Raw genomic sequence first — 20137 nt, forward strand, 5'->3', positions numbered from 1 at the left:
AGAAGGGCGATTAGCGCCATTCTGGGAGGGTCCTGCCGGCTCCTGCGGGGAGAGCTGATGACCCGGGCGTTTCTGCCGAAAGTGTTCACCGTCCTGCTGGCCGGCGCGTTGGCGGGGCTGGTCCTGGCCGCCGCGGCCCTGCCGGCCGCGCTTGTGTTCGGTATCGGCTTCTCGGCGCTCGCCGCGCCGTACGCGGAGCTGCCGAACACCCTGCGGACGCCGCCGACCGCCCAGCGGACGAACCTGTACGCCAACGACGGCACCACCCTGATCACCTCCTTCTACCAGGAGGACCGGGTGGACGTGCCGCTGGGCGAGGTGGCTCCGGTGCTGCGGCAGGCGATGATCGCCGCCGAGGACGCCCGCTTCTACCAGCACAACGGCGTGGACCTGCGCGGCATTGCGCGGGCGTTGACCGCCAACCGGCGCGACGGCGCCACCCGGCAGGGCGCCTCCACGCTGACCATGCAGTACGTCCGCAACGTGCTGAGCACCGACCCCAGACTGAGCGAGGCGCAGCGGGCCGCGGCCACCGAGGTGAGCACCGCCCGCAAGCTCCAGGAGATCCGGTACGCGCTGGCGCTGGAACGGGAGCTGAGCAAGGACCAGATCCTCACCCGGTACCTCAACATCGCCTACTTCGGCGCGGGTGCGTACGGCATCGCGGCCGCCAGCAAGCGCTACTTCTCCACCTCACCGGCGGAGTTGACGCTGGCCCAGGCGGCGCTGCTGGCCGGGCTGGTCCGTTCCCCGGACACCGACGACCCGATCAACGGCGACGCGGACAGCGCGCTGGCCCGCCGCGGGTACGTACTGGACCGGATGGTCGAGGCCGGCCAGTTGGCGCCCGACGTGGCGGCCCGGGTCAAGGCGGAGCCGCTGGACCTGCGCCCCAGCGAGACTCCGAACGACTGCACGGCGGTGCCCGAGGGGCACAACGACTGGGGCTTCTTCTGCGACTGGTTCACCCGTTGGTGGAACGACCAGTCGGCGTTCGGCGGCAGCGTCGACGAGCGGCAGCGCACCCTGCGCCGAGGCGGCTTCACCGTGGTCTCCTCGCTCGACCCGACGGTGCAGCGGGCCACCACCGAACAGGTCCGGCGGATCTACTCGGCCGAGGAGCCGTACGCCCTGCCGACCGCCGTCGTCCAGCCGGGCACCGGGCGGGTCCTGGCCATGTCGGTCAACCGGGTCTACAGCGTGGCGGCGAATCCGCCCGGCCAGCAGAACCATCCGAACACCGTCAACCAGCTCGTGGCCGGTGGCGGCTCGATCGTCGGGTACCAGGCCGGCTCCACGTTCAAGCTCTTCACCATGCTGGCCGCCCTGGAGGCCGGGATGCCGCTGAACACCGTCTTCGACGCGCCCCGCCGGATCGTCACCGGTTTCCGGATCAGCGGCGAGACGAGTTGCGGCGGTTACTGGTGCCCGCAGAACGCGAACTCGCTGACCACCGGCGAACAGGACATGTGGACGGCGTTCGGTCGCTCGGTCAACACGTACTTCGCCTGGCTCACGGAGCGGGTCGGCGCGGACCGGGTGGTGGAGATGGCCGAGCGGCTGGGCATCGTGCTGCGGGCCGAAGAGGACGCGCAGCTGGCCCGGCACGGCGCGCGTGAGTGGGGACCGTTCACCCTGGGCGTCGCCGCCACCACCCCGCTGGACCTGGCCGGCGCGTACGCCACGCTGGCGGCTGAGGGCACCTGGTGCGCACCCACGCCGATCACCTCGATCACCGACGCTGCCGGCCGTCGGGTGCTCGCCGGGCAGCCGGACTGCCGGCAGGTGCTCGACGTCGACGTGGCCCGGGCGGGGACCGACGCCGCCCGCTGCCCGGTCGGTGACCAGTCGATGTACCACGCCTGTGCCGGCGGCACCGCCACCCAGCTACGCAGCCAGCTCGGCCGGCCGGTGGGTGGCAAGACCGGCAGCTCCGAGCGGTACGCCACGGAGACCGTGGTGGCCTTCACCCCGCAGCTGGCGGTCGCCGCGATCGCGGCCAACCCGGACGACCCCCGCGACGCGGTCGGGCGGACGGTGCAGAGCGGCATGGTCGAGTCGGTGGGGGAGATCCTCGCCTTCGCGCTTCGGGACCAGCCGGTACGCGACTTCGTGCCGCCCAGCGAGCGGACGGCCTGGCAGGCGACCGGGCAACGCACCGGCGAGTGAGTGGGTGGATGTTAAGAAGGGGCCCTTCCTATACCGGAGGCGTTAGAAGGGGGCCCTTCCTTGCATGCTCGTTCGGCGCTGGCGGCGATGTTGCGGGCCATTCCGCCGAAGACCAGCGCGTGGAACGGTGCCACTGCGGCCCAGTAGGCCTGCCCGGCCAGCCCGTGCGGGAGGAAGACGGCGCGTTGCCGGTAGCGGACCACGTCGCCGTCCTGCCGCACCTGCATCTCCAGCCAGGCCCGGCCGGGTAGCCGCATCTCGGCGCGCAGCCGCAGCAGTTCGCCCGGCACGATCTCCTCCACCCGCCAGAAGTCCAGCGCCTCGCCCACCCGGAGCTGGTGCGGGTGGCGCCGGCCGCGACGCAGTCCCACCCCGCCGACCAGCCGGTCCAGCCAGCCCCGCACCGACCAGGCGAGTGGGAACGAGTACCAGCCGTGCTCGCCGCCGACGCCCTCGATCACCTGCCACAGCACCTGCGGTGGTGCCGCCACCGGCTGTTCCCGGATGTCGGTGTAGGCGCTGCCGCCGCTCCAGGCGGGGTCGCTGGGCAGCGGCTCGGCGGGTGCGTCCGGCCCGGCCGCGGTCGACCACCGGGTCTCCACCTGGGCGTCGCGGACGGTGGCCAGGGCCAGCTCGACCGCCCGGTCGAAGCCGGTCAGCCCCTCCGGCGGATCCGGCAGGTAGACGGCGATGTCGTGCTCGTGCGCCACCGCCTCGTGCACCAGGCTCTCCACCAGCGGCCGGGCCAGCGCGTTGGGTACCGGGGTGACCAGCCCGACCCAGTGGGACGAGAGCGAGGGCGTCAGCGGGCGTACCGGTAGCAGCAGCCGGCGGCGTAGGCCGGCGACCCGGGCGTACCGCTGCATCATCTCGGCGAAGGTGAGCACGTCCGGGCCGGCGATGGCGAAGGCCCGGTTGACCTCCGGCGGCAGCGTCGCGCAGCCGACCAGGTAGCGCAGCACGTCGCGGACCGCGATCGGCTGGATCCGGTTGCGCACCCAGCGCGGGGTCACCATCACCGGCAGCCGCTCGGTCAGGTAGCGCAGCATCTCGAAGGAGGCCGAGCCGGAGCCGATCACCACCGCAGCCCGGAGCACCACCGTCGGCACCCCGCTACCGAGCAGGATCCGCGCCACCTCGTCCCGGGAGCGCAGGTGCGCCGAGGAGGCGCCCTGGCCGGCCGCCGGCTCCGGCCCACCCAGGTAGACGATCCGGCGTACGCCGGCCGCGCGGGCCGCCGTCGCGAAGTTCTCGGCGGCCTGCCGGTCGGCGGCCTCGAAGCCGGCCTGACCGAGCGAGTGCACCAGGTAGTACGCCACGTCGACCCCGTCGAAGACCCCGGTCAACGACTCCGGCCGGCCGAGGTCGCCCTCGGCGATCTCGACCGCGCCGGCCCAGGGCACGTCGCGCAGCCGTCCGGCCCGTCGGGCCAGGCAGCGCACGTCGTACCCCTCGGCCAGCAGGCGGGGCGCCAAGCGCCCGCCGATGTACCCCGTGGCACCGGTGACCAGGCATCTCACGTTCTCCAGTCTGGGGCCGCATAGACTCGGGCGTTGTGGAGACCGCCAAGGACACCGTCTGGGGGCCGTACGCCGAGCAGCCCCGCGCCGGGGAACCGGGTGCGATCCGCGCTCGCCTGCCCCACCTCCGGCTGCCGCTGTTCGCCTGCGCCCTGCTCGCCGGGATCGGGGTGCCGGCCGCGGCCTGGCTGCGCGGACCGACCGGCGCGGTCGGCGTGGCCGCCGGGATCGCCCTGGTGGTCGTCAGCTACCTGATCTCCGGCCTCTCGGTCGCCTGGGCCGACGCGGTGCACCCCAAGCTGATCATGCCGGTGGGGCTGGCCACCTACGGCGTGAAGATCGTCATCCTGGGCGTGGTGATGACTGCCGCCGCGGCCACCGGCTGGCCCGGATTGCCGGATCTGGGGGTGGCCGCCATCGCGGCCGTGGTTGTCTGGTCCGGAGCCCACCTGACCTGGGCCTCGCGGGCGCCGCTACCCACTGTGCGCCGTTCGTCTTAGCACTGACCGTACGGCTGGCGTTTCCGGGTGTTTCGTCGGCCTGTTCGGCCGGCCGGACAGGAGTAGGCTGACGCACGGCTTGACGCGCCCGTACCCGCCGCCCGCACGCTGCTCGCAGTGTGGGGGGTGCCGCACACTCGCGAAACACCCGGCTGATAGTGTTCGCCTCGTCATGGCCGACAACCCACACCGCGATCGCCCGGACGACAACTCGTCAAAGGGCGCAGCCGGAGCCGTACTTGGCTACCTGCTTGCCGGCATCGTGGTGTGGGGATTCCTCGGCTGGTTGGCGGGGGAACTCCTCGGACTACCGGCCGGCATCGGGGTCGCAGTCGGCATGATGCTCGGCGCAGCCGGAGCGATCTACCTGATCATGAAGAGGCTCAGTGCCTGAGTGCCGGCACGCGCGGGTCTGTCGAGTGCGGAGGATGAATCGGTGAGCGGACAGCTTGTCGCCGCAGAGGGCCTTCCCTGGCCCCCCAGGGTCGAAGACTTCTACCCGCCGGACGTCGCCGGTCCGTGGGTCACGAAGTTCACCCTGATGGTCTGGCTGGCCGTCGGACTGCTGATCATCTTTTTCATGGTCGCCTACCGGAACCCGAAGCTGGTGCCGAGCAAGGGCCAGTGGATGGCGGAATCGGTCTACGGCCTGGTTCGGGACAACATCGCCAAGGAGCAGATGGGTAAGGACGGGATCAGATTCGCCCCGTACTTCACGGTCCTGTTCTGCTTCATCCTGTTGACCAACCTCTTCGGCATCACCCCCGGGTTGCAGATATCGCCGAACTCGCACATCGCCTTCCCGATCGTGCTTGCCCTGATCACCTACGTGATGTACCTCTACATCGGCGTCCGCAAGCATGGTCTGGGCCAATATCTCAAGCAGAGCCTGATCCTGCCGGGCGTGCCCTGGCCGATGCACTTCCTGCTGATCCCGATCGAGTTTCTGCAGACGTTCATCGTCCGGCCGGTCACGCTGGCGGTACGTCTCTTCGCCAACATGTTCGCCGGGCACCTGATCCTGCTGGTCTTCACGGTCGGCGGCTTCGTGATGCTCGCCTCGGACAACCTCTTCATCCAGGCTGCGTCAGTCGCCTCCTTCGCGATGTCGATCCTGATGACCTTCTTCGAGGTGCTGGTCTCACTGTTGCAGGCGTACGTCTTCGTCACTCTGTCCGCCAACTACATCGGCACCTCGCTCGCTGACGAGCACTGACCCACAGACTCCGGCGGGCCGCCCGGCCCGACCAAGCTTCCGGCACGACACCGTACGCGTGAGAAGTCACGCGTCTACTAGGAGGAATACCAGCAATGGACGTTCTTGCCGCCGTCGAGGGCAGCGTCAACACCATCGGCTACGGCCTCGCCGCGATCGGTGGCGCCATTGGTGTCGCCATCATCTTCTCCGCCTACATCCAGGCGAGCGCCCGCCAGCCGGAGTCCGCCGGCTACAACCGCACCTGGCTGTTCCTGGGCTTCGCCATGGCCGAGGCGCTCGCGCTCTTCGGCCTGGTGCTCGCGTTCGCCGTCGGCGGCTGACGAGCCACACTCCTCGACCCGGAGGTCTGACATGATTCTCGCCGCGGAAGGCCACCACCCGCTCGTGCCGATCTGGCAGGAGCTCGTCATCGGGTCGATCGCCTTCGCCCTGCTCTGCTTCGTCCTGATGAAGTTCGTGCTGCCGCGCATGGAGACGATGTACCAGGCGCGGGTCGATGCGATCGAGGGCGGGCTCAAGCGCGCCGAGGCCGCCCAGGCCGAGGCCAACCAGCTGCTCGAGCAGTACCGGGCCCAGCTCGCCGAGGTGCGTACCGAGGCGGCGCAGATCCGGGACGACGCTCGCGCCGACGCCGAGTCGATCCGTACCGAAATCCTGGCGAAGGCCCGGGAGGAGTCGGACCGGATCATCGCTGCCGGCCGGGAGTCGCTGGCCGTGGAGCGCCAGACCATCGTGCGCGAGCTGCGCGCGGAGGTCGGCGGTCTCGCGGTCGACCTGGCCAGCCGGATCGTGGGCGAGTCGCTCGCCGACGAGGCCCGCCGCAAGGGCACCGTCGAGCGGTTCCTCACCGATCTCGAGAGCGCGGGGGCCCGCTGATGCAGGCCGCCAGCCGGGAGTCCTACGCCGCCGCCCTCACCCGGCTTGAGGCGTACGTCTCCAGCGCCGAGGCGTCGGCGGTGGCCACCACCGGTGCCGAACTGCTCGCCGTGGCGGACCTGCTGCGGCGGGAGGTCCGGCTGCGCCGGGCGCTCTCCGACCCGGCCCGCGAGGGTGCGGACCGGACCGGGCTGCTGACCTCGGTGCTCTCCGGCAAGGTCGGCGCGGACGCGCTCGACCTGCTCGGTGCGCTGGTGGCCGGCCGCTGGTCGGCGCCGTCGGAGCTGCTCGACGGCGCCGAGCGTCTCGGCGTGCAGGCGCTGCTCGCCAGCGCGGACCGCGCCGGTGAACTGAGCGAGGTGGAGGACGAGCTGTTCCGCTTCGGCCAGGTGGTCGCCGCGGATCCGCAGCTCTCCAACGCCCTCTCCGACCCGAACGCGCCGGTGGCGCAGCGGGCCGAGCTGGTCGGGATGCTCCTGACGGGCAAGGCCCGGCCGGCGACGGTACGGCTGATCGAGGCGGCGCTGGCCGGCTTCGGCGGTCGGACCTTCTCCGCCGCGCTGTCCCGGCTGGTGGAGCTGGCGGCGGAGCGGCGCGACCGGCAGGTCGCGTACGTGACGGTCGCGGCACCGCTCAGCGAGGACGAGGAACGCCGGCTGAGTGACCAGCTCTCGGCCATCTACGGCCGGGCGGTCGCCGTGAAGCTTACGGTTGACCCGACGATCCTCGGCGGAGCGAGCGTCCGGGTGGGTTCGGACCTGTACGACGGGACGATCCTGCGCCGCCTCAACGAGACCCGTAACGCGCTCGCGAAGCGCTGACCAGCACCCCGCGAAGCGCCCGGAAACGACAGTCGACCCGAGGACCGGTCGGTACTAGGTATCCCGGGCCCCTGATACTTAAGGAAGCAGAGGATGGCCGAGCTGACCATCTCGACGGAGGAGATCCGCGGCGCACTGGAGCGCTATGTCTCCTCCTACTCGCCCGACGTCTCCCGTGAGGAGGTCGGCACCGTCGCCGACACCGGCGACGGCATCGCCCACGTCGAGGGCCTGCCCTCGACCATGACCAACGAGCTGCTGGAGTTCGAGGACGGCACGCTCGGCGTGGCGCTGAACCTCGACGTCCGGGAGATCGGTGTCGTCGTTCTCGGCGACTATTCCGGGCTGGAGGAGGGGCAGCGGGTCAAGCGCACCGGCCGGGTGCTCTCGGTGCCGGTCGGTGATGGCTTCCTCGGCCGCGTGGTCAACGCGCTCGGCCAGCCGATCGACGGCCTCGGCGAGATCGCCGAGGAGGGCTACCGCGAGCTGGAGCTTCAGGCTCCGAACGTGATGGCCCGGCAGTCGGTCTTCGAGCCGCTGCAGACCGGCATCAAGGCCATCGACGCGATGACGCCGATCGGCCGGGGCCAGCGGCAGCTGATCATCGGTGACCGGAAGACCGGCAAGACCACTGTCGCCCTGGACGCCATCCTCAACCAGCGGGAGAACTGGGCCTCCGGCGACCCGAAGAAGCAGGTCCGCTGCATCTACGTCGCCATCGGCCAGAAGGCCTCCACCATCGCCTCCATCAAGGGGCAGCTGGAGGAGGCGGGCGCGATGCAGTACACCACCATCGTCGCCTCCCCGGCGTCGGACCCGGCGGGCTTCAAGTACCTCGCCCCCTACACCGGCTCCTCCATCGGCCAGCACTGGATGTACGGCGGCAAGCACGTCCTGATCGTCTTCGACGACCTGAGCAAGCAGGCCGAGGCGTACCGGGCCGTGTCGCTGCTGCTGCGTCGCCCGCCGGGCCGTGAGGCGTACCCGGGTGACGTCTTCTACCTGCACTCCCGGCTGCTGGAGCGCTGCGCGAAGCTCTCCGACGAGATGGGCGGCGGCTCGATGACCGGCCTGCCGATCATCGAGACGAAGGCCAACGACATCTCGGCCTTCATCCCGACCAACGTCATCTCGATCACCGACGGCCAGATCTTCCTGGAGACCGACCTGTTCAACCAGGGCGTCCGGCCGGCCATCAACGTCGGCACCTCGGTTTCCCGGGTCGGTGGCGCGGCGCAGGTGAAGCCGATGCGCAAGGTCGCCGGTTCGCTGCGGCTGAACCTGGCCCAGTACCGCGAGCTGGAGGCGTTCGCCGCCCTCGCCTCGGACCTGGACAAGGCCTCGCAGGCCCAGCTGGAGCGCGGCGCCCGCCTGGTCGAGCTGCTCAAGCAGCCGAACTACTCGCCGTACCCGGTGCAGGACGAGGTCGTCTCGGTCTGGGCCGGCACCGAGGGCAAGCTGGACGACGTCCCGGTCGGCGACGTGCGGCGCTTCGAGACGCAGCTCCTGGAGCACCTGCGGCGCAAGCACAGCGCCACCCTCCAGGCGATCGCCGACAACAAGTGGGACGACGAGATCATCGCCGCCCTCGACGCGGCCGTCACCGAGTTCAAGCAGGGCTTCCTCGGCCGCGAGAACGAGCGCTCGATCAACGAGGCCCCGGCGGAGCCGCTGGAGGGCGAGTCCGAGCACGAGACGGTCACCCGCTACAGCGGCGGTGCTCCGGCCGAGAAGCGTTAGGGCCGGGCCATGGCGGCGCAGGTACGTGTTCTTCGTCAACGCATTCGCTCGGCGAAGGGGATGAAGAAGATCACCAAGGCGATGGAGCTCGTGGCGACGAGCCGGATCGCCAAGGCCCAGGCCCGGGTGCAGGCGTCCCTGCCGTACGCCCGGGCCATCACCGGCGTGCTCACGGCGCTGGCGTCCAACGCGCGGATCGACCACCCGATGCTTACCCCGCGCGAGCGGGTGCGGCGGGCGGGCGTGCTGCTGGTAACCGCCGACCGGGGTCTGGCCGGCGGTTACAGCTCCAACGCCATCCGCACGGCGGAGTCGCTGATCGCCCGCCTTCAGGCCGACGGCAAGGAGCCGGTGCTCTACGTCATCGGGCGCAAGGGGGTGTCGTTCTACCGCTTCCGCAACCGGCCGATCGAGGCCAGCTGGACGGGCTTCTCGGAGCAACCGGCGTTCACCGACGCCCGCGAGGTGGGTGAGACGCTGATCAAGGCGTTCACCGCCGGCGCGGACGACGTCGACGGTGGGCCCGGCCCGGACGGCGTGCGCGGGGTGGACGAGCTGCACATCGTCTACACCGAGTTCAAGTCGATGATGACCCAGACCCCGGTCACCCGGATCATCGGCCCGTTGCAGGTCGAGGAGCGGCCCCGCGAAGAGGCGGCTCCCGGTGCCCTGCCGGACTACGACTTCGAGCCGGACCCGGAGGCGCTGCTCGACGCGCTGCTGCCGAAGTACATCAACACGCGGATCTACGCGGCGTTGCTGGAGTCGGCGGCGAGCGAGTCGGCGGCCCGTCGGCGGGCGATGAAGAGCGCCACCGACAACGCCGAAGAGATGATCGACAAGTACACGCGTGAGATGAACTCGGCCCGCCAGGCCGGGATCACCCAGGAGATCAGTGAGATCGTCGGCGGCGCGAACGCGCTGGCCGCGTCGGGAAGTGAAGTGTGATGACTGTATCCGCAGTTGCTGGTGGACCAGCTGAGACCAAGACGGCCACGGGTCGCGTGGTCCGGGTCATCGGCCCGGTCGTCGACGCCGAGTTCCCGCGCGACGCCATGCCGGACCTCTTCAACGCCCTGCACGTGAACGTGACCCTCTCCGGCGGCGAGAAGACGCTGACCCTGGAGGTCGCCCAGCACCTGGGTGACAACCTGGTCCGCGCGATCTCGATGCAGCCCACCGACGGCCTGGTCCGCGGCACCGAGGTGCGCAACACCGGTTTCCCGATCCGGGTGCCGGTCGGCGACGCGGTGAAGGGCCACGTCTTCAACGCGATCGGCGAGTGCCTCAACCTCGGCGAGGGCGAGACCATCCAGGCCGACGACCACTGGGGCATCCACCGCAAGGCCCCGGCCTTCGCGGACCTGGAGCCGAAGACCGAGATGCTGGAGACCGGCATCAAGGTCATCGACCTGCTCGCCCCGTACGTCAAGGGCGGCAAGATCGGCCTGTTCGGCGGTGCCGGCGTGGGCAAGACGGTGCTCATCCAGGAGATGATCACCCGGGTGGCCCGGAACTTCGGTGGTACCTCGGTCTTCGCCGGCGTGGGTGAGCGCACCCGCGAGGGCAACGACCTGATCCACGAGATGACCGACTCCGGCGTCATCGACAAGACGGCGCTGGTCTACGGCCAGATGGACGAGCCGCCGGGCACCCGGCTGCGGGTCGCCCTCTCCGCGCTGACCATGGCGGAGTACTTCCGGGACGTGAAGAAGCAGGAGGTGCTGCTCTTCATCGACAACATCTTCCGCTTCACCCAGGCCGGTTCCGAGGTCTCCACCCTGCTCGGCCGGATGCCGAGCGCGGTGGGTTACCAGCCGACGCTGGCCGACGAGATGGGCGAGCTCCAGGAGCGGATCACCTCGGTCCGGGGCCAGGCCATCACCTCGATGCAGGCGATCTACGTGCCGGCGGACGACTACACCGACCCCGCCCCGGCGACCACCTTCGCCCACCTGGACGCGACCACCAACCTGGAGCGTTCCATCTCCGACAAGGGCATCTACCCGGCGGTGGACCCGCTGGCGTCCTCGTCGCGGATCCTGGCCCCCGAGTTCGTCGGCCAGGAGCACTTCCAGGTGGCCAGCGAGGTGAAGCGGATCCTCCAGCGCTACAAGGACCTGCAGGACATCATCGCCATCCTCGGCATCGAGGAACTCTCCGAGGAAGACAAGATCACGGTCCAGCGGGCCCGGCGGATCGAGCGCTTCCTGTCGCAGAACACCTACGCGGCGGAGCAGTTCACCGGCGTGCCGGGCTCGACGGTCCCGATCAAGGAGACCATCGAGGCGTTCCGGAAGATCAGCGAGGGCGAGTACGACCACTTCCCCGAGCAGGCGTTCTTCATGTGCGGTGGGCTCGACGACCTGGAGAAGAAGGCCGCCGAGCTGATGAAGGGCTGACGTTCGGCTCCCTCGACACGAGCGCAGGAAGGCCGTCCCGGTTTACGCCGGGGCGGCCTTCCTTGTTCGTTGCGCCCGACCGCCGGGGCCGTCGGTGGCGTTTCGGTGGTCGGCGATCTGGTCGATGGCGAGATAACGTCTAGCCACGCTCTTTGCAAGTGGGCGGCGAGAAGTTCAACCAATCGGCTACGCGCGCCCGTATCCCCCAGGGGGGCGCGACGAACGGAGATGCTCGTGGGCAAGGCCGGCAGGGGTGGCAGGCGCGGCAGGCGTGGCGGTAAACCGTCGGTTTGGCGGGGCGTGCCCCGCTGGGCGCAGCTCTGCACCATCTTCGGTGTCGTCCTGATGGTGCTCAGCGGCACGTCGCTTGTGGGTGCCGAGGCGCTGATGGCCCGCTACGAGGGCGCGGTCGGCAAGGCGGACCTCTTCGGTGACCAGGCGGCCGGCGCCAGCGAGCGCAAGAGCGACATCAAGGGCCCGCTCAACATCCTGCTGGTCGGCATCGACCCGCGGGACGACGACACCCCGCCCCTGGCCGACGCGATCATGGTGCTGCATGTGCCCGAAGAGTTGGACCGGGCGTACCTCTTCTCGCTGCCGCGCGACCTCTACGTCGAGATCCCGCCGTTCCAGAAGGCGGACTTCAACGGCACCACCAGCAAGCTGAACGACGCGATGTCGTTCGGCAGCCGGGTGGCCGACGGGAAGCCGGACCCGGCGCGCGGCTTCGAACTTCTCGCCCTCACCGCACAGAACGTCACCGGGATCGAGCGCTTCGACGCCGGCGCGATCATCAACTTCTCCGGTTTCCGGAAGATCGTCGACGCCATGGGTGGCGTCACCATGAACATCGAGCGGGAGGTCCGCTCCGAGCACCGCGAGCCGGACGGCAAGCATCGCAAGGGCAACCCCAACGGTTCGGGCTACATCGGTCCGCAGGCGGTCTACCCAAAGGGCAAGCAGCATCTGAGCGGCTGGCAGGCGCTGGACTACGTACGCCAGCGGTACCCGGAGAACGGTGTGCCCGACGGTGACTACGGCCGGCAGCGGCACCAGCAGCAGTTCGTCAAGGCGATGGCCGGTCAGGCGTTCAGCGCCGACGTGGTGACCAACCCGGTGAAGCTGGACCGGGTGCTCCGGGCGGCCGGCGAGTCGCTGATCTTCAGCGGTCGGGGCCACAGCGTTGTCGACTTCGGCCTCGCGCTCAAGGACATCCGTCCCGGCAACATCCAGATGATCAAGCTGCCGGGCGGTGGGGTCTTCGAGAACGGGAAGTACCGCGGTGAGCGGTTCGAGCCCGAGGTGGACGACTTCTTCGTCGCCCTGGAGCGGAATCTGCTGGATCAGTTCCTCCTGGAACATCCCAAGCTGGTGAACAAGGGCTGATCGTGGCGCAGGTCTCGGCACCCGCATGATGAACAGGTCCGGGGCGCGACTAGAATTTCCCCAATCCGCCGCTCAGCAAGGAGACAGCGTGGCAGAGCCGCTTAACGTCCAGCTCGTGGCCGTCGAGGAGAAGGTCTGGTCCGGCAAGGCCGAGTTGGTCACGGCCCGGACGACCGAGGGTGAGCTGGGCGTGCTGCCGGGTCACGCGCCCATGCTCGGTCAACTCGCCGAGCCCGGTCAGGTACGCATCAAGCTCCCCGGTGGCGAGCAGATCGCCTACGAGGTGGCCGGCGGGTTCCTGTCGGTAAGCGACCGGGGCGTCACCGTACTCGCCGAGAGCGCGACCCCGACCTCCGCCGCGGGTAACTGAGCGCAGCCGCCGATGGAGATCGTCGAAGGGATCGGAATCGGCTTCGCCGTGATCCTCGGCGCGCTCCTGTTCCTCTTCATCCGGCGGGCCCTGGTCACTCGTAGCGGCGGCATCATCCGGCTCAGCGTCCGGACCACCACCGTTCTCGACGGTCGTGGCTGGTCGCCCGGTTTCGGCCGGTTCGTCGGCGACGAACTCCGCTGGTATCGGATGTTCAGTTTCGCGGTACGCCCCCGGCGGGTGCTGTCCCGCGAGACGCTCACCGTGGAGCGACGGCGACTGCCCGAGGGGCAGGAACGGATGTCCATGCCGGCTGACTGGATCATCCTCCGCTGTACCAGTCGACACGCTCCGGTCGAGATCGCCATGGCGCGGTCCACCGTCACCGGATTCCTCTCCTGGCTCGAGGCCGCCCCTCCGGGGGCGGTCTCGCCGCGTCTGGCCTCCCAGGACTGGCCGGCAGCCTGATTCTGCGCCGTCGGGCGTGAGGTCTGCCCGGATGTGCCAGGTGTCCGGTTCGCTCGACCGGGGTCTTCGCGTGGTATGTCGGATGCCCTGCCGGCCTGCCGCATCCCGCTGTGACCGGCGGCATCCTGGGGGCGGAATCGGTGGTGGGGTCGGGGCGTTGTAACCGGGTGACCGACCGCAGCAGGCCCCGGGATGTGCGGAGTTTGCGGGGCCCGGAATGTTGGCGGGCCGGTGGTGGTTACACATGGTCCCGGCGCTGCGAAGGTGGCCTACCTGGCCCCGCGTGCTGGATCTCTGATCTTTCCCCCTTTGTTTTTGAGCGCCGGACGGTGCTTGCGTGTGCGATCCGACCCCCCTTTGTCGGGTTCGTGTGCGCCGACCCCCGAATGGAGCTTTCGTCATGAACACGATCTTCCGTAAGAGCATGCTGGGTATCGCTGGTCTGGCCTTCGCCGGTGGCATGGTCGCCGGCCCGGTCGCCGCGCACGTCGACGGTGGCGCGCTGGCCGCCGGTGAGCCGGTGGCGGCGGTGCAGGCCGACAAGCCGGACACGGGCAAGTTGATCCCGCACGGTGTGCAGGGTGAGCAGTCCCGCATCGAGCTGGACGGCGAGCAGACCGCAAATGTGAAGGCGATCATCGCGGCGACGAAGAAGGCCGGTATGGACGAGCGTGCCGCGGTGGTGTCGATCGCGACGGCGTTGCAGGAGTCGAAGCTGGAGAACCTGGGTCACCTGGGTGACCGCAACGACCACGACTCGCAGGGCCTGTTCCAGCAGCGTCCGTCCAGTGGTTGGGGCACGGTGGAGCAGATCACCGACCCGGAGTACTCGACCACGGCGTTCCTGAAGGGTCTGAAGCAGGTCAAGGGTTGGCAGGACATGCCGCTGACCGAGGCCGCCCAGACGGTGCAGGTGTCGGCGCACCCGTTCCTGTACGCCCAGTGGGAGCAGCAGGCCGCCGACCTGGTCACCCAGCACTGGAACAGCTGACCACCAGCCAACGAACACACGCTGGCCGGCACCCGACAAGGGTGCCGGCCAGCGGCGTCTGCGCCGCCTCCGGCGCGACCGGTGACCTCGGCCGGTCAGGCGGAGCCGACCAACTCCACCTCGTAACCCTGCCCGTCGGTCAGGTACGCGGCGTAGGTGTCTGTGCCGCCGGCGTACGGGTGGCGGTCGGGAAAGAGCAGCTTCCAGCCGTACGCCGGGGCCTGCTCGACCAGCCGGTCCACCGCGGCGGGCGGACCGGCGTGAAAGGCCAGGTGGTTCAGGCCGGGCGCGAGCCGGTCGTGGCGTCGACCGGAGAGCGCGGGGGATTCCTCAAGTACCAGGTAGGTCGGGCCGAGTCGCCAGGATCGGCCGGCCGGCCACTCCTGGAAGGGCGTCCAGCTCAGTTCACCGAGCAGCCAGCCCCAACTGTGCATTGCGGCGCCCAGGTCGGGTACCCAGAGCTCCACGTGGTGCAGGCCACCGACCGTCACCGGCCTCCGCCCGGCACCCATAGCACGTCTCCGTCCGGATTTGCCGTTCTTGACAGGATAAAGAGCAGATCCGAGAGCCGGTTGAGATACTTTGCCGGAAGGGTGCTGGTCCGGTCGGGGTCGTGTGCGAGGAGGGTCCAGGCCGACCGCTCGGCACGCCGGGCGATCGTCCGCGCCGCGTGCAGCAGTGCCGCGCCCGGGGTGCCGCCGGGCAGGATGAAGGAGTTGAGCTTGCTCAGGCGCCCGTTGTACTCGTCGCACCAGCCCTCGAGGCGCTCGACGTATCCCTCCGTGACCCGCAGCGGCGGGTACTTCGGTTCGGGCTCGACCGGGGTGGACAGGTCTGCCCCGACGTCGAACAGGTCGTTCTGGACCTGCCCGAGCACCGCGCGGAGTTCGTCGTCGAGTTGGCCCAGGGCGAGTGCCATGCCGAGCGCCGCGTTGCACTCATCGACGTCCGCGTACGCGGCGATCCGGGGATCGGTCTTCGGCACCTGCTCGTTGTTGCTCAGCCTGGTCATGCCGGCATCGCCGGCCTTGGTGTAGATGCGCGTGAGGTGGACGGCCATGACGCACAGCCTACGGATACCGGACCTGACCATCCCGGCGCGACCGGAGGTGGGCCCGGGCCGCTCCGCCGGGGTGGGACCGGGTGACGCGGGTGATCCGGGGATCGCCGACGTCGACGTCATCCGGGTCTCCGGCGCGGCCCGCCTCGCCGGCACCGTACACGTGGTGGGTGCGAAGAACTCCGCGCTGAAGCTGATGGCCGCCGCGCTGCTCGCCCCCGGCCGGAGCATGATCACCAACGTGCCACGGATCACCGACATCGCCATCATGGGCGAGGTGCTGCGCCGACTGGGCTGCGACGTACGGTTCGACGCGGACGAGCCGGTCGATCCGATGGTGGCGGGCGGCGGGGTGGCCCGGTCCCGGTCGGTAACCATCGACGTGCCCGAGCGGCCGGGCGTCGAGGCCGACTACGACCTGGTCCGCAGGCTGCGCGCGTCCATCTGCGTGCTCGGCCCGCTGCTGGCCCGGCGCGGCTACGTGCGGGTGGCCCACCCGGGCGGCGACGCGATCGGCTCGCGCGGGTTGGACATGCACGTCTCCGGGCTGACCCGGATGGGTGCCGAGATCTCCGGCGAGCACGGCTTCGTGATCGCCTCCGCGCCCGACGGCCTGCACGGTGCCGAGATCACCCTGGATTTTCCAAGCGTCGGGGCGACCGAGAACCTGCTCATGGCGGCGGTGCTGGCCGACGGCACCACCGTGATCGACAACGCCGCCCGAGAGCCGGAGATCGTGGACATCTGCACCATGCTCATCCGGATGGGCGCGCTGATCGAGGGGGAGGGGACCTCCACCATCACCGTCGTCGGCGTACCCCGGCTGCAACCGGTCCGGCACGCGACGGTGGGCGACCGGATCGTCGCCGGGACCTGGGCCTTCGGCGCGGCGATGACCCGCGGCGACGTCACGGTGACCGGCGTGGACCCGGCGTTCCTGGAGGTCGCGCTGGACAAGGTGGTCGCGGCCGGTGGGCTGGTGGAGACCCGGGCGGACGCCTTCCGGGTACGCATGGACGACCGGCCCACCGCGGTCGACGTGGTGACGCTGCCCTATCCGGGCTTCGCCACCGACCTGCTGCCGATGGCGATCGGGCTCGCCGCGCTCAGTGACGGCGCCTCGCTGATCACCGAGAACATCTTCGACGGCCGCTTCATGTTCGCCAACGAGATGATGCGGCTGGGCGCGGACATCAAGACCGACGGGCACCATGCGGTGGTACGCGGCCGGGACCGGCTCTCCGGCGCGCCGGTACGGGCCACCGACATCCGGGCCGGCGCCGGGCTGATCATCGCCGGGCTCTGCGCCGACGGGATGACCGAGGTCTCCCACGTCCATCACGTCGACCGGGGCTATCCCGACTTCGTGGCCGACCTGCGGGCGCTCGGCATCGAGGTCGAGCGGGCCACCGCGCCCGAGGAACCCGACCTGACCATCTGAGCCGCCGTAGCCCGTCACACATCCCGCACCGCGCCGACCCTTGCCGCCGCAGTCCGCACCGCACCGACCCTTGCCGCCGCAGCCCGTACAACGCCGACGGTGCCGCCTTAGCCTCCGTTCAGGCTTGCCGGCTAGGGTGCAGGTGGACACTCGGTCAGCAGCGAGGGAGAGACAAATGGCGGGTCGACTCGCGGTCGTCGGTGCCGGGCTGATGGGCTCGGGCATCGCCCAGGTGGCGGCGCAGGCAGGCTGGCAGGTGACCCTGCGGGACCTGGACGACGCCGCGACGCGGCGCGGCGTGGACGGCATCCGGAAGTCGCTTGGGAAGTTCGCCGAGAAGGGGAAGATCTCCCCGGACGACGTCGAGGCGGCACTCGGCCGGATCACCCCGACGACCGAGCTGGAGGCGGCGGCCGACGCGGACATCGTGGTGGAGGCGGTCTTCGAGCGGCTGGAGATCAAGCACGAGGTGTTCCGCGCGCTGGACAAGATCTGCAAGGCGGACGCGGTCCTGGCCACCAACACCTCGGCCATTCCGGTGACCCAGATCGCGGCGGCCACTGACCGTCCCGAGGCGGTCGTCGGCACCCACTTCTTCTCGCCGGTGCCGATGATGAAGCTCTGCGAGCTGGTCCGCGGCTACAAGACCAGCGACGCCACCCTGGCCACGGCGAAGTCGTTCGCCGAGGAGATCGGCAAGACGGTCGTGGTGGTCAACCGGGACATCGCCGGCTTCGTCACCACCCGGCTGATCTGCGCCCTGGCGATGGAGGCGGTCAAGCTGGTCGAGGCGGGCGTGATCTCCGCCGAGGACCTGGACACCGCCTGCAAGCTCGGCTTCGGGCACGCGATGGGCCCGCTCGCCACCGTCGACCTGACCGGCGTCGACGTGCTGCTCAACGCCACCCGCAACATCTACACCGACACCGCCGACGAGAAGTTCTTTCCGCCGGAGTTGCTCCAGCGCATGGCCACCGCCGGCGACCTGGGGCGGAAGAGCGGCCAGGGCTTCTACTCGTACTGAGGTCGCACCCTCAACCGTCGCGGCTGGTGGTCCAGCGGAAGGTGGTGAGGCAGAGCACCAGGCCGATCACGCACCACGCGGCGAGGACCAGGGCGACCCGGGTCAGCTCGAACGAGCCCCCGGGTTCCTGGGCGCCGAAGCTCTCCGGCAGGAATACCGCACGCAGCCCCTGGCACATCCACTTGAGCGGGAAGATGGCCGCCACCTGCTGCATCCAGGTCGGCAGGTTGGTGAAGACGAAGAAGACGCCGGAGATGAACTGGAGCACCAGCGCCACCGGGGTGACCACCGCCGAGCCGCTGCGGGCGGTACGGGCCAGCGAGGAGATCGCGATGCCGCAGAGGGTGCAGGCCGTGACGCCCAGCGCGCTGACCCAGCCGAAGGTCAGCCAGGCGCTCGCGGTACGCGGCAGGTCCAGGTCGAACAGGGTGACCGATACGGCGAGCAGTAGGGCGGTCATCACCACGCCGGTCACCAACACCATGATCACCTTGCCGGCGAACCACACCCACTTCGGCATCGGCGTGCCCCGGTAGCGCTTGAGCACACCGCGGTCCCGCTCGATCGGGATCCAGATGCCGAGGTTCTGGAAGCTGACCGTCATCAGACCGGTAGCGATCATGCCGGTGACGAAGTACTGCGTGTAGCTCACCCCCGGCGCGATCTCGTCGTTGAAGATCGACGCGAAGATCAGCACCATGATGATCGGGAAGCCCAGGGTGAACACCACGGACTCCCGGCTGCGCAGGAACTGCCGAAGCTCCAGCCGCCCCTGTCGCAGCGCCAGGCTGGTCGGCCCGAGCCGGCGGGGCGCGGGGGCGGTGACCGGGGTCGCCGGCTTCGTCGTGGTGGTCATCGGTGTCCGATCATGCGCAGGTAGATGTCTTCCAGGGTGGGCCGGGTGACGGTCAGGCCGGGCACCTCGCCGCCGAAACGCGCGGCCAACTCGGTCACCAGCGCCGTCGGCGTCGCGCTCTCCGCGCTCTCTACCCGACCCTCCGGCGTACGCCAGGAGACCGTGGCCAGCGCCTCCTGCCGTCGGCCCAGGCGCTCCGGCGTGGCCACCTCGATCAGCTGGCCACCGGCGATCACACCGACCCGATCGGCGAGCGCCTCGGCCTCGTCCAGGTAGTGCGTGGTGAGCACGATTGTGGTGCCGGCGGCGGAGAGATCCCGGATCAGCTCCCAGAACTCACGTCGGGCCTCCGGGTCGAAGCCGGTGGTCGGCTCGTCGAGGAAGAGCAGCTCGGGGCGGCCGATGATGCCCAGCGCCACGTCCAGCCGCCGCTTCTGCCCGCCGGAGAGGCTGTGCGTACGGGCGCGGGCCTTGCCGGCCAGGCCGACCCGCTCGATCACCTTGTCCGGATCGTCCCCGCCCGGGTAGAAGCCGGCGAAGTGGCCGACCACCTCGGCGACGGTCAGCTCGTCGAACTCGCCGGTGCCCTGTAGCACGATGCCGACCCGGCTCCGCCAGTCGGCGGCCGGTCGCCCCGTGGCGCGCGCGTGCGGGCCGCGCGGTCGCGACCCGAAGACCAGCTCCGGGTCGGTGCCCAGGACCTGCACCTCGCCGGCGTCGCGCCGGCGGTAGCCCTCCAGGATCTCCACGGTGGTGGTCTTGCCCGCGCCGTTCGGCCCGAGCAGGGCGAACACCTCGCCTCGGTGGACGTCCAGGTCCAGCCCAGCCACCGCGACGTTTCCGCCGTACGCCTTGCGCAACCCGCGGACCCGGATCGCGACCTCGTCACTCATGCCGTCAAGTGTGCGGCCTGCCGGTACCCGCCGGCCGAGGGGGTGTAAGGAAGAGCACCCGCTAGCGGCTGGTGTACGTCATGCAGTCCGCCAGGTCCGCGTCCGGGCCGACCCGGATGGCGGGGGCGCGGCACTCCAACTGCTCGTTGTGGCGGCAGTCGGCGCGCTGGCATGCGCCCACCTGGGCGACCTGCCCGTCGGCGCCGGCCCGGACCGACGGCATCTCGATGAAGGTGTGGCAGTGGGCGTGGTCCATGCTGCCGATCGTGATGGCGAAGGCGTGGCAGTCGCCGGTGTGGTTGTACGCGCAGGCGGCCACCACACATTCCTGGACCCGGGGCATCTCCATCGCTGCGGTCATCGCGACCTCCTCTAGGTTATTGCCCGATTTTAGGCATTTG

At 70.0% G+C, this 20137-nt stretch carries 22 protein-coding genes; 16 read left to right on the forward strand and 6 right to left on the reverse strand.

Going from position 1 to position 20137, the window contains the following annotated elements; all coding sequences use genetic code 11:
• The first annotated feature begins 57 nt into the window (after positions 1-57).
• The gene (locus AC507J_RS07350) at positions 58-2169 is read left to right on the forward strand and encodes a transglycosylase domain-containing protein (protein WP_496288301.1); all 2112 of its coding nucleotides are present in this window, start codon (positions 58-60) and stop codon (positions 2167-2169) included.
• An 11-nt stretch (positions 2170-2180) separates the two neighbouring features.
• Here the strand turns inward: AC507J_RS07350 and AC507J_RS07355 are convergent, their stop codons facing one another.
• Positions 2181-3689, reverse strand: a complete 1509-nt coding sequence (locus AC507J_RS07355; protein ID WP_496288302.1) for an SDR family oxidoreductase — start codon at positions 3687-3689, stop codon at positions 2181-2183.
• A gap of 35 nt (positions 3690-3724) precedes the next feature.
• Here AC507J_RS07355 and AC507J_RS07360 point away from each other — a divergent pair, with 35 nt between their 5' ends.
• The 13 genes from AC507J_RS07360 (at position 3725) to AC507J_RS07420 (ending at position 14462) form a co-directional block, all read left to right on the forward strand.
• The gene (locus tag AC507J_RS07360) at positions 3725-4189 is read left to right on the forward strand and encodes a hypothetical protein (RefSeq protein ID WP_496288303.1); all 465 of its coding nucleotides are present in this window, start codon (positions 3725-3727) and stop codon (positions 4187-4189) included.
• A gap of 172 nt (positions 4190-4361) precedes the next feature.
• Entirely contained in the window at positions 4362-4583 is a 222-nt protein-coding gene (locus AC507J_RS07365; RefSeq protein ID WP_496288304.1) for a hypothetical protein, read from the forward strand.
• Positions 4584-5405 (forward strand): F0F1 ATP synthase subunit A, encoded by an 822-nt coding sequence (gene atpB / locus AC507J_RS07370; RefSeq protein WP_496288305.1) that lies wholly within the window; start codon positions 4584-4586, stop codon positions 5403-5405.
• A gap of 95 nt (positions 5406-5500) precedes the next feature.
• Complete coding sequence (gene atpE / locus AC507J_RS07375) at positions 5501-5728, forward strand: ATP synthase F0 subunit C (RefSeq protein WP_496288306.1); 228 nt, start codon at positions 5501-5503, stop codon at positions 5726-5728.
• A gap of 31 nt (positions 5729-5759) precedes the next feature.
• On the forward strand, positions 5760-6284 hold the full coding sequence (locus AC507J_RS07380) for a F0F1 ATP synthase subunit B (RefSeq protein WP_496288307.1): 525 nt from the start codon (positions 5760-5762) through the stop codon (positions 6282-6284).
• Positions 6284-7105: a F0F1 ATP synthase subunit delta gene (locus tag AC507J_RS07385; RefSeq protein WP_496288308.1), complete on the forward strand. Its 822-nt coding sequence runs from the start codon at positions 6284-6286 to the stop codon at positions 7103-7105. The genes AC507J_RS07380 and AC507J_RS07385 overlap by 1 nt, the downstream gene beginning before the upstream one ends.
• 93 nt (positions 7106-7198) lie before the next feature.
• Positions 7199-8845: a F0F1 ATP synthase subunit alpha gene (gene atpA / locus AC507J_RS07390; protein WP_496288309.1), complete on the forward strand. Its 1647-nt coding sequence runs from the start codon at positions 7199-7201 to the stop codon at positions 8843-8845.
• Positions 8846-8854: 9 nt separating this feature from the next.
• Complete coding sequence (locus tag AC507J_RS07395) at positions 8855-9793, forward strand: F0F1 ATP synthase subunit gamma (RefSeq protein ID WP_496288310.1); 939 nt, start codon at positions 8855-8857, stop codon at positions 9791-9793.
• Entirely contained in the window at positions 9793-11247 is a 1455-nt protein-coding gene (gene atpD / locus AC507J_RS07400; protein WP_496288311.1) for a F0F1 ATP synthase subunit beta, read from the forward strand. Before AC507J_RS07395 ends, atpD begins: the two co-directional genes overlap by 1 nt.
• Positions 11248-11475: 228 nt before the next feature.
• Positions 11476-12633 (forward strand): LCP family protein, encoded by a 1158-nt coding sequence (locus AC507J_RS07405; protein ID WP_496288312.1) that lies wholly within the window; start codon positions 11476-11478, stop codon positions 12631-12633.
• Positions 12634-12721: 88 nt separating this feature from the next.
• A complete protein-coding gene (locus AC507J_RS07410) occupies positions 12722-13003 on the forward strand; it encodes a F0F1 ATP synthase subunit epsilon (protein ID WP_496288313.1) in 282 nt (93 codons plus the stop codon).
• Between the two features lie 12 nt (positions 13004-13015).
• Complete coding sequence (locus AC507J_RS07415) at positions 13016-13471, forward strand: DUF2550 domain-containing protein (RefSeq protein ID WP_496288314.1); 456 nt, start codon at positions 13016-13018, stop codon at positions 13469-13471.
• 400 nt (positions 13472-13871) lie between these two features.
• The gene (locus AC507J_RS07420) at positions 13872-14462 is read left to right on the forward strand and encodes a hypothetical protein (RefSeq protein WP_496288315.1); all 591 of its coding nucleotides are present in this window, start codon (positions 13872-13874) and stop codon (positions 14460-14462) included.
• A 95-nt stretch (positions 14463-14557) separates the two neighbouring features.
• Here AC507J_RS07420 and AC507J_RS07425 read toward each other — a convergent pair whose 3' ends face one another.
• Both AC507J_RS07425 and AC507J_RS07430 read right to left on the reverse strand, forming a co-directional pair.
• Complete coding sequence (locus tag AC507J_RS07425; protein WP_496288316.1) at positions 14558-14974, reverse strand: VOC family protein; 417 nt, start codon at positions 14972-14974, stop codon at positions 14558-14560.
• Positions 14950-15522: a cob(I)yrinic acid a,c-diamide adenosyltransferase gene (locus tag AC507J_RS07430; RefSeq protein WP_496288317.1), complete on the reverse strand. Its 573-nt coding sequence runs from the start codon at positions 15520-15522 to the stop codon at positions 14950-14952. The genes AC507J_RS07425 and AC507J_RS07430 overlap by 25 nt, the downstream gene beginning before the upstream one ends.
• Between AC507J_RS07430 and murA the strand changes: the two genes are divergently transcribed.
• Positions 15521-16963: a UDP-N-acetylglucosamine 1-carboxyvinyltransferase gene (gene murA / locus AC507J_RS07435; protein WP_496288318.1), complete on the forward strand. Its 1443-nt coding sequence runs from the start codon at positions 15521-15523 to the stop codon at positions 16961-16963. The two genes, AC507J_RS07430 and murA, sit on opposite strands and share 2 nt — an antisense overlap.
• Before the next feature lie 175 nt (positions 16964-17138).
• Complete coding sequence (locus tag AC507J_RS07440; RefSeq protein WP_496288319.1) at positions 17139-17987, forward strand: 3-hydroxyacyl-CoA dehydrogenase family protein; 849 nt, start codon at positions 17139-17141, stop codon at positions 17985-17987.
• A gap of 10 nt (positions 17988-17997) precedes the next feature.
• Here AC507J_RS07440 and AC507J_RS07445 read toward each other — a convergent pair whose 3' ends face one another.
• From AC507J_RS07445 to AC507J_RS07455, 3 genes are all read right to left on the reverse strand, one after another.
• Positions 17998-18843: an ABC transporter permease gene (locus tag AC507J_RS07445; RefSeq protein ID WP_496288320.1), complete on the reverse strand. Its 846-nt coding sequence runs from the start codon at positions 18841-18843 to the stop codon at positions 17998-18000.
• Positions 18840-19736: an ABC transporter ATP-binding protein gene (locus AC507J_RS07450; RefSeq protein WP_496288321.1), complete on the reverse strand. Its 897-nt coding sequence runs from the start codon at positions 19734-19736 to the stop codon at positions 18840-18842. The genes AC507J_RS07445 and AC507J_RS07450 overlap by 4 nt, the downstream gene beginning before the upstream one ends.
• Before the next feature lie 61 nt (positions 19737-19797).
• A complete protein-coding gene (locus AC507J_RS07455; RefSeq protein WP_496288322.1) occupies positions 19798-20097 on the reverse strand; it encodes a DUF1540 domain-containing protein in 300 nt (99 codons plus the stop codon).
• Positions 20098-20137: the final 40 nt, after the last annotated feature.

Source organism: Micromonospora sp. PRAS1 (assembly GCF_059553435.1).

Excerpts from the sequence above, each read along its gene's own strand:
- AC507J_RS07350 (WP_496288301.1), top strand. The coding sequence starts at position 58 with ATGACCCGGGCGTTTCTGCCGAAAGTGTTCACCGTCCTGCTGGCCGGC.
- AC507J_RS07365 (WP_496288304.1), top strand. The coding sequence starts at position 4,362 with ATGGCCGACAACCCACACCGCGATCGCCCGGACGACAACTCGTCAAAG.
- atpE (WP_496288306.1), top strand. The coding sequence starts at position 5,501 with ATGGACGTTCTTGCCGCCGTCGAGGGCAGCGTCAACACCATCGGCTAC.
- AC507J_RS07380 (WP_496288307.1), top strand. The coding sequence starts at position 5,760 with ATGATTCTCGCCGCGGAAGGCCACCACCCGCTCGTGCCGATCTGGCAG.
- AC507J_RS07385 (WP_496288308.1), top strand. The coding sequence starts at position 6,284 with ATGCAGGCCGCCAGCCGGGAGTCCTACGCCGCCGCCCTCACCCGGCTT.
- atpA (WP_496288309.1), top strand. The coding sequence starts at position 7,199 with ATGGCCGAGCTGACCATCTCGACGGAGGAGATCCGCGGCGCACTGGAG.
- AC507J_RS07395 (WP_496288310.1), top strand. The coding sequence starts at position 8,855 with ATGGCGGCGCAGGTACGTGTTCTTCGTCAACGCATTCGCTCGGCGAAG.
- atpD (WP_496288311.1), top strand. The coding sequence starts at position 9,793 with ATGACTGTATCCGCAGTTGCTGGTGGACCAGCTGAGACCAAGACGGCC.
- AC507J_RS07405 (WP_496288312.1), top strand. The coding sequence starts at position 11,476 with ATGCTCGTGGGCAAGGCCGGCAGGGGTGGCAGGCGCGGCAGGCGTGGC.
- AC507J_RS07415 (WP_496288314.1), top strand. The coding sequence starts at position 13,016 with ATGGAGATCGTCGAAGGGATCGGAATCGGCTTCGCCGTGATCCTCGGC.
- AC507J_RS07420 (WP_496288315.1), top strand. The coding sequence starts at position 13,872 with ATGAACACGATCTTCCGTAAGAGCATGCTGGGTATCGCTGGTCTGGCC.
- AC507J_RS07425 (WP_496288316.1), bottom strand. The coding sequence starts at position 14,974 with ATGGGTGCCGGGCGGAGGCCGGTGACGGTCGGTGGCCTGCACCACGTG.
- murA (WP_496288318.1), top strand. The coding sequence starts at position 15,521 with ATGACGCACAGCCTACGGATACCGGACCTGACCATCCCGGCGCGACCG.
- AC507J_RS07430 (WP_496288317.1), bottom strand. The coding sequence starts at position 15,522 with ATGGCCGTCCACCTCACGCGCATCTACACCAAGGCCGGCGATGCCGGC.
- AC507J_RS07440 (WP_496288319.1), top strand. The coding sequence starts at position 17,139 with ATGGCGGGTCGACTCGCGGTCGTCGGTGCCGGGCTGATGGGCTCGGGC.
- AC507J_RS07445 (WP_496288320.1), bottom strand. The coding sequence starts at position 18,843 with ATGACCACCACGACGAAGCCGGCGACCCCGGTCACCGCCCCCGCGCCC.
- AC507J_RS07450 (WP_496288321.1), bottom strand. The coding sequence starts at position 19,736 with ATGAGTGACGAGGTCGCGATCCGGGTCCGCGGGTTGCGCAAGGCGTAC.
- AC507J_RS07455 (WP_496288322.1), bottom strand. The coding sequence starts at position 20,097 with ATGACCGCAGCGATGGAGATGCCCCGGGTCCAGGAATGTGTGGTGGCC.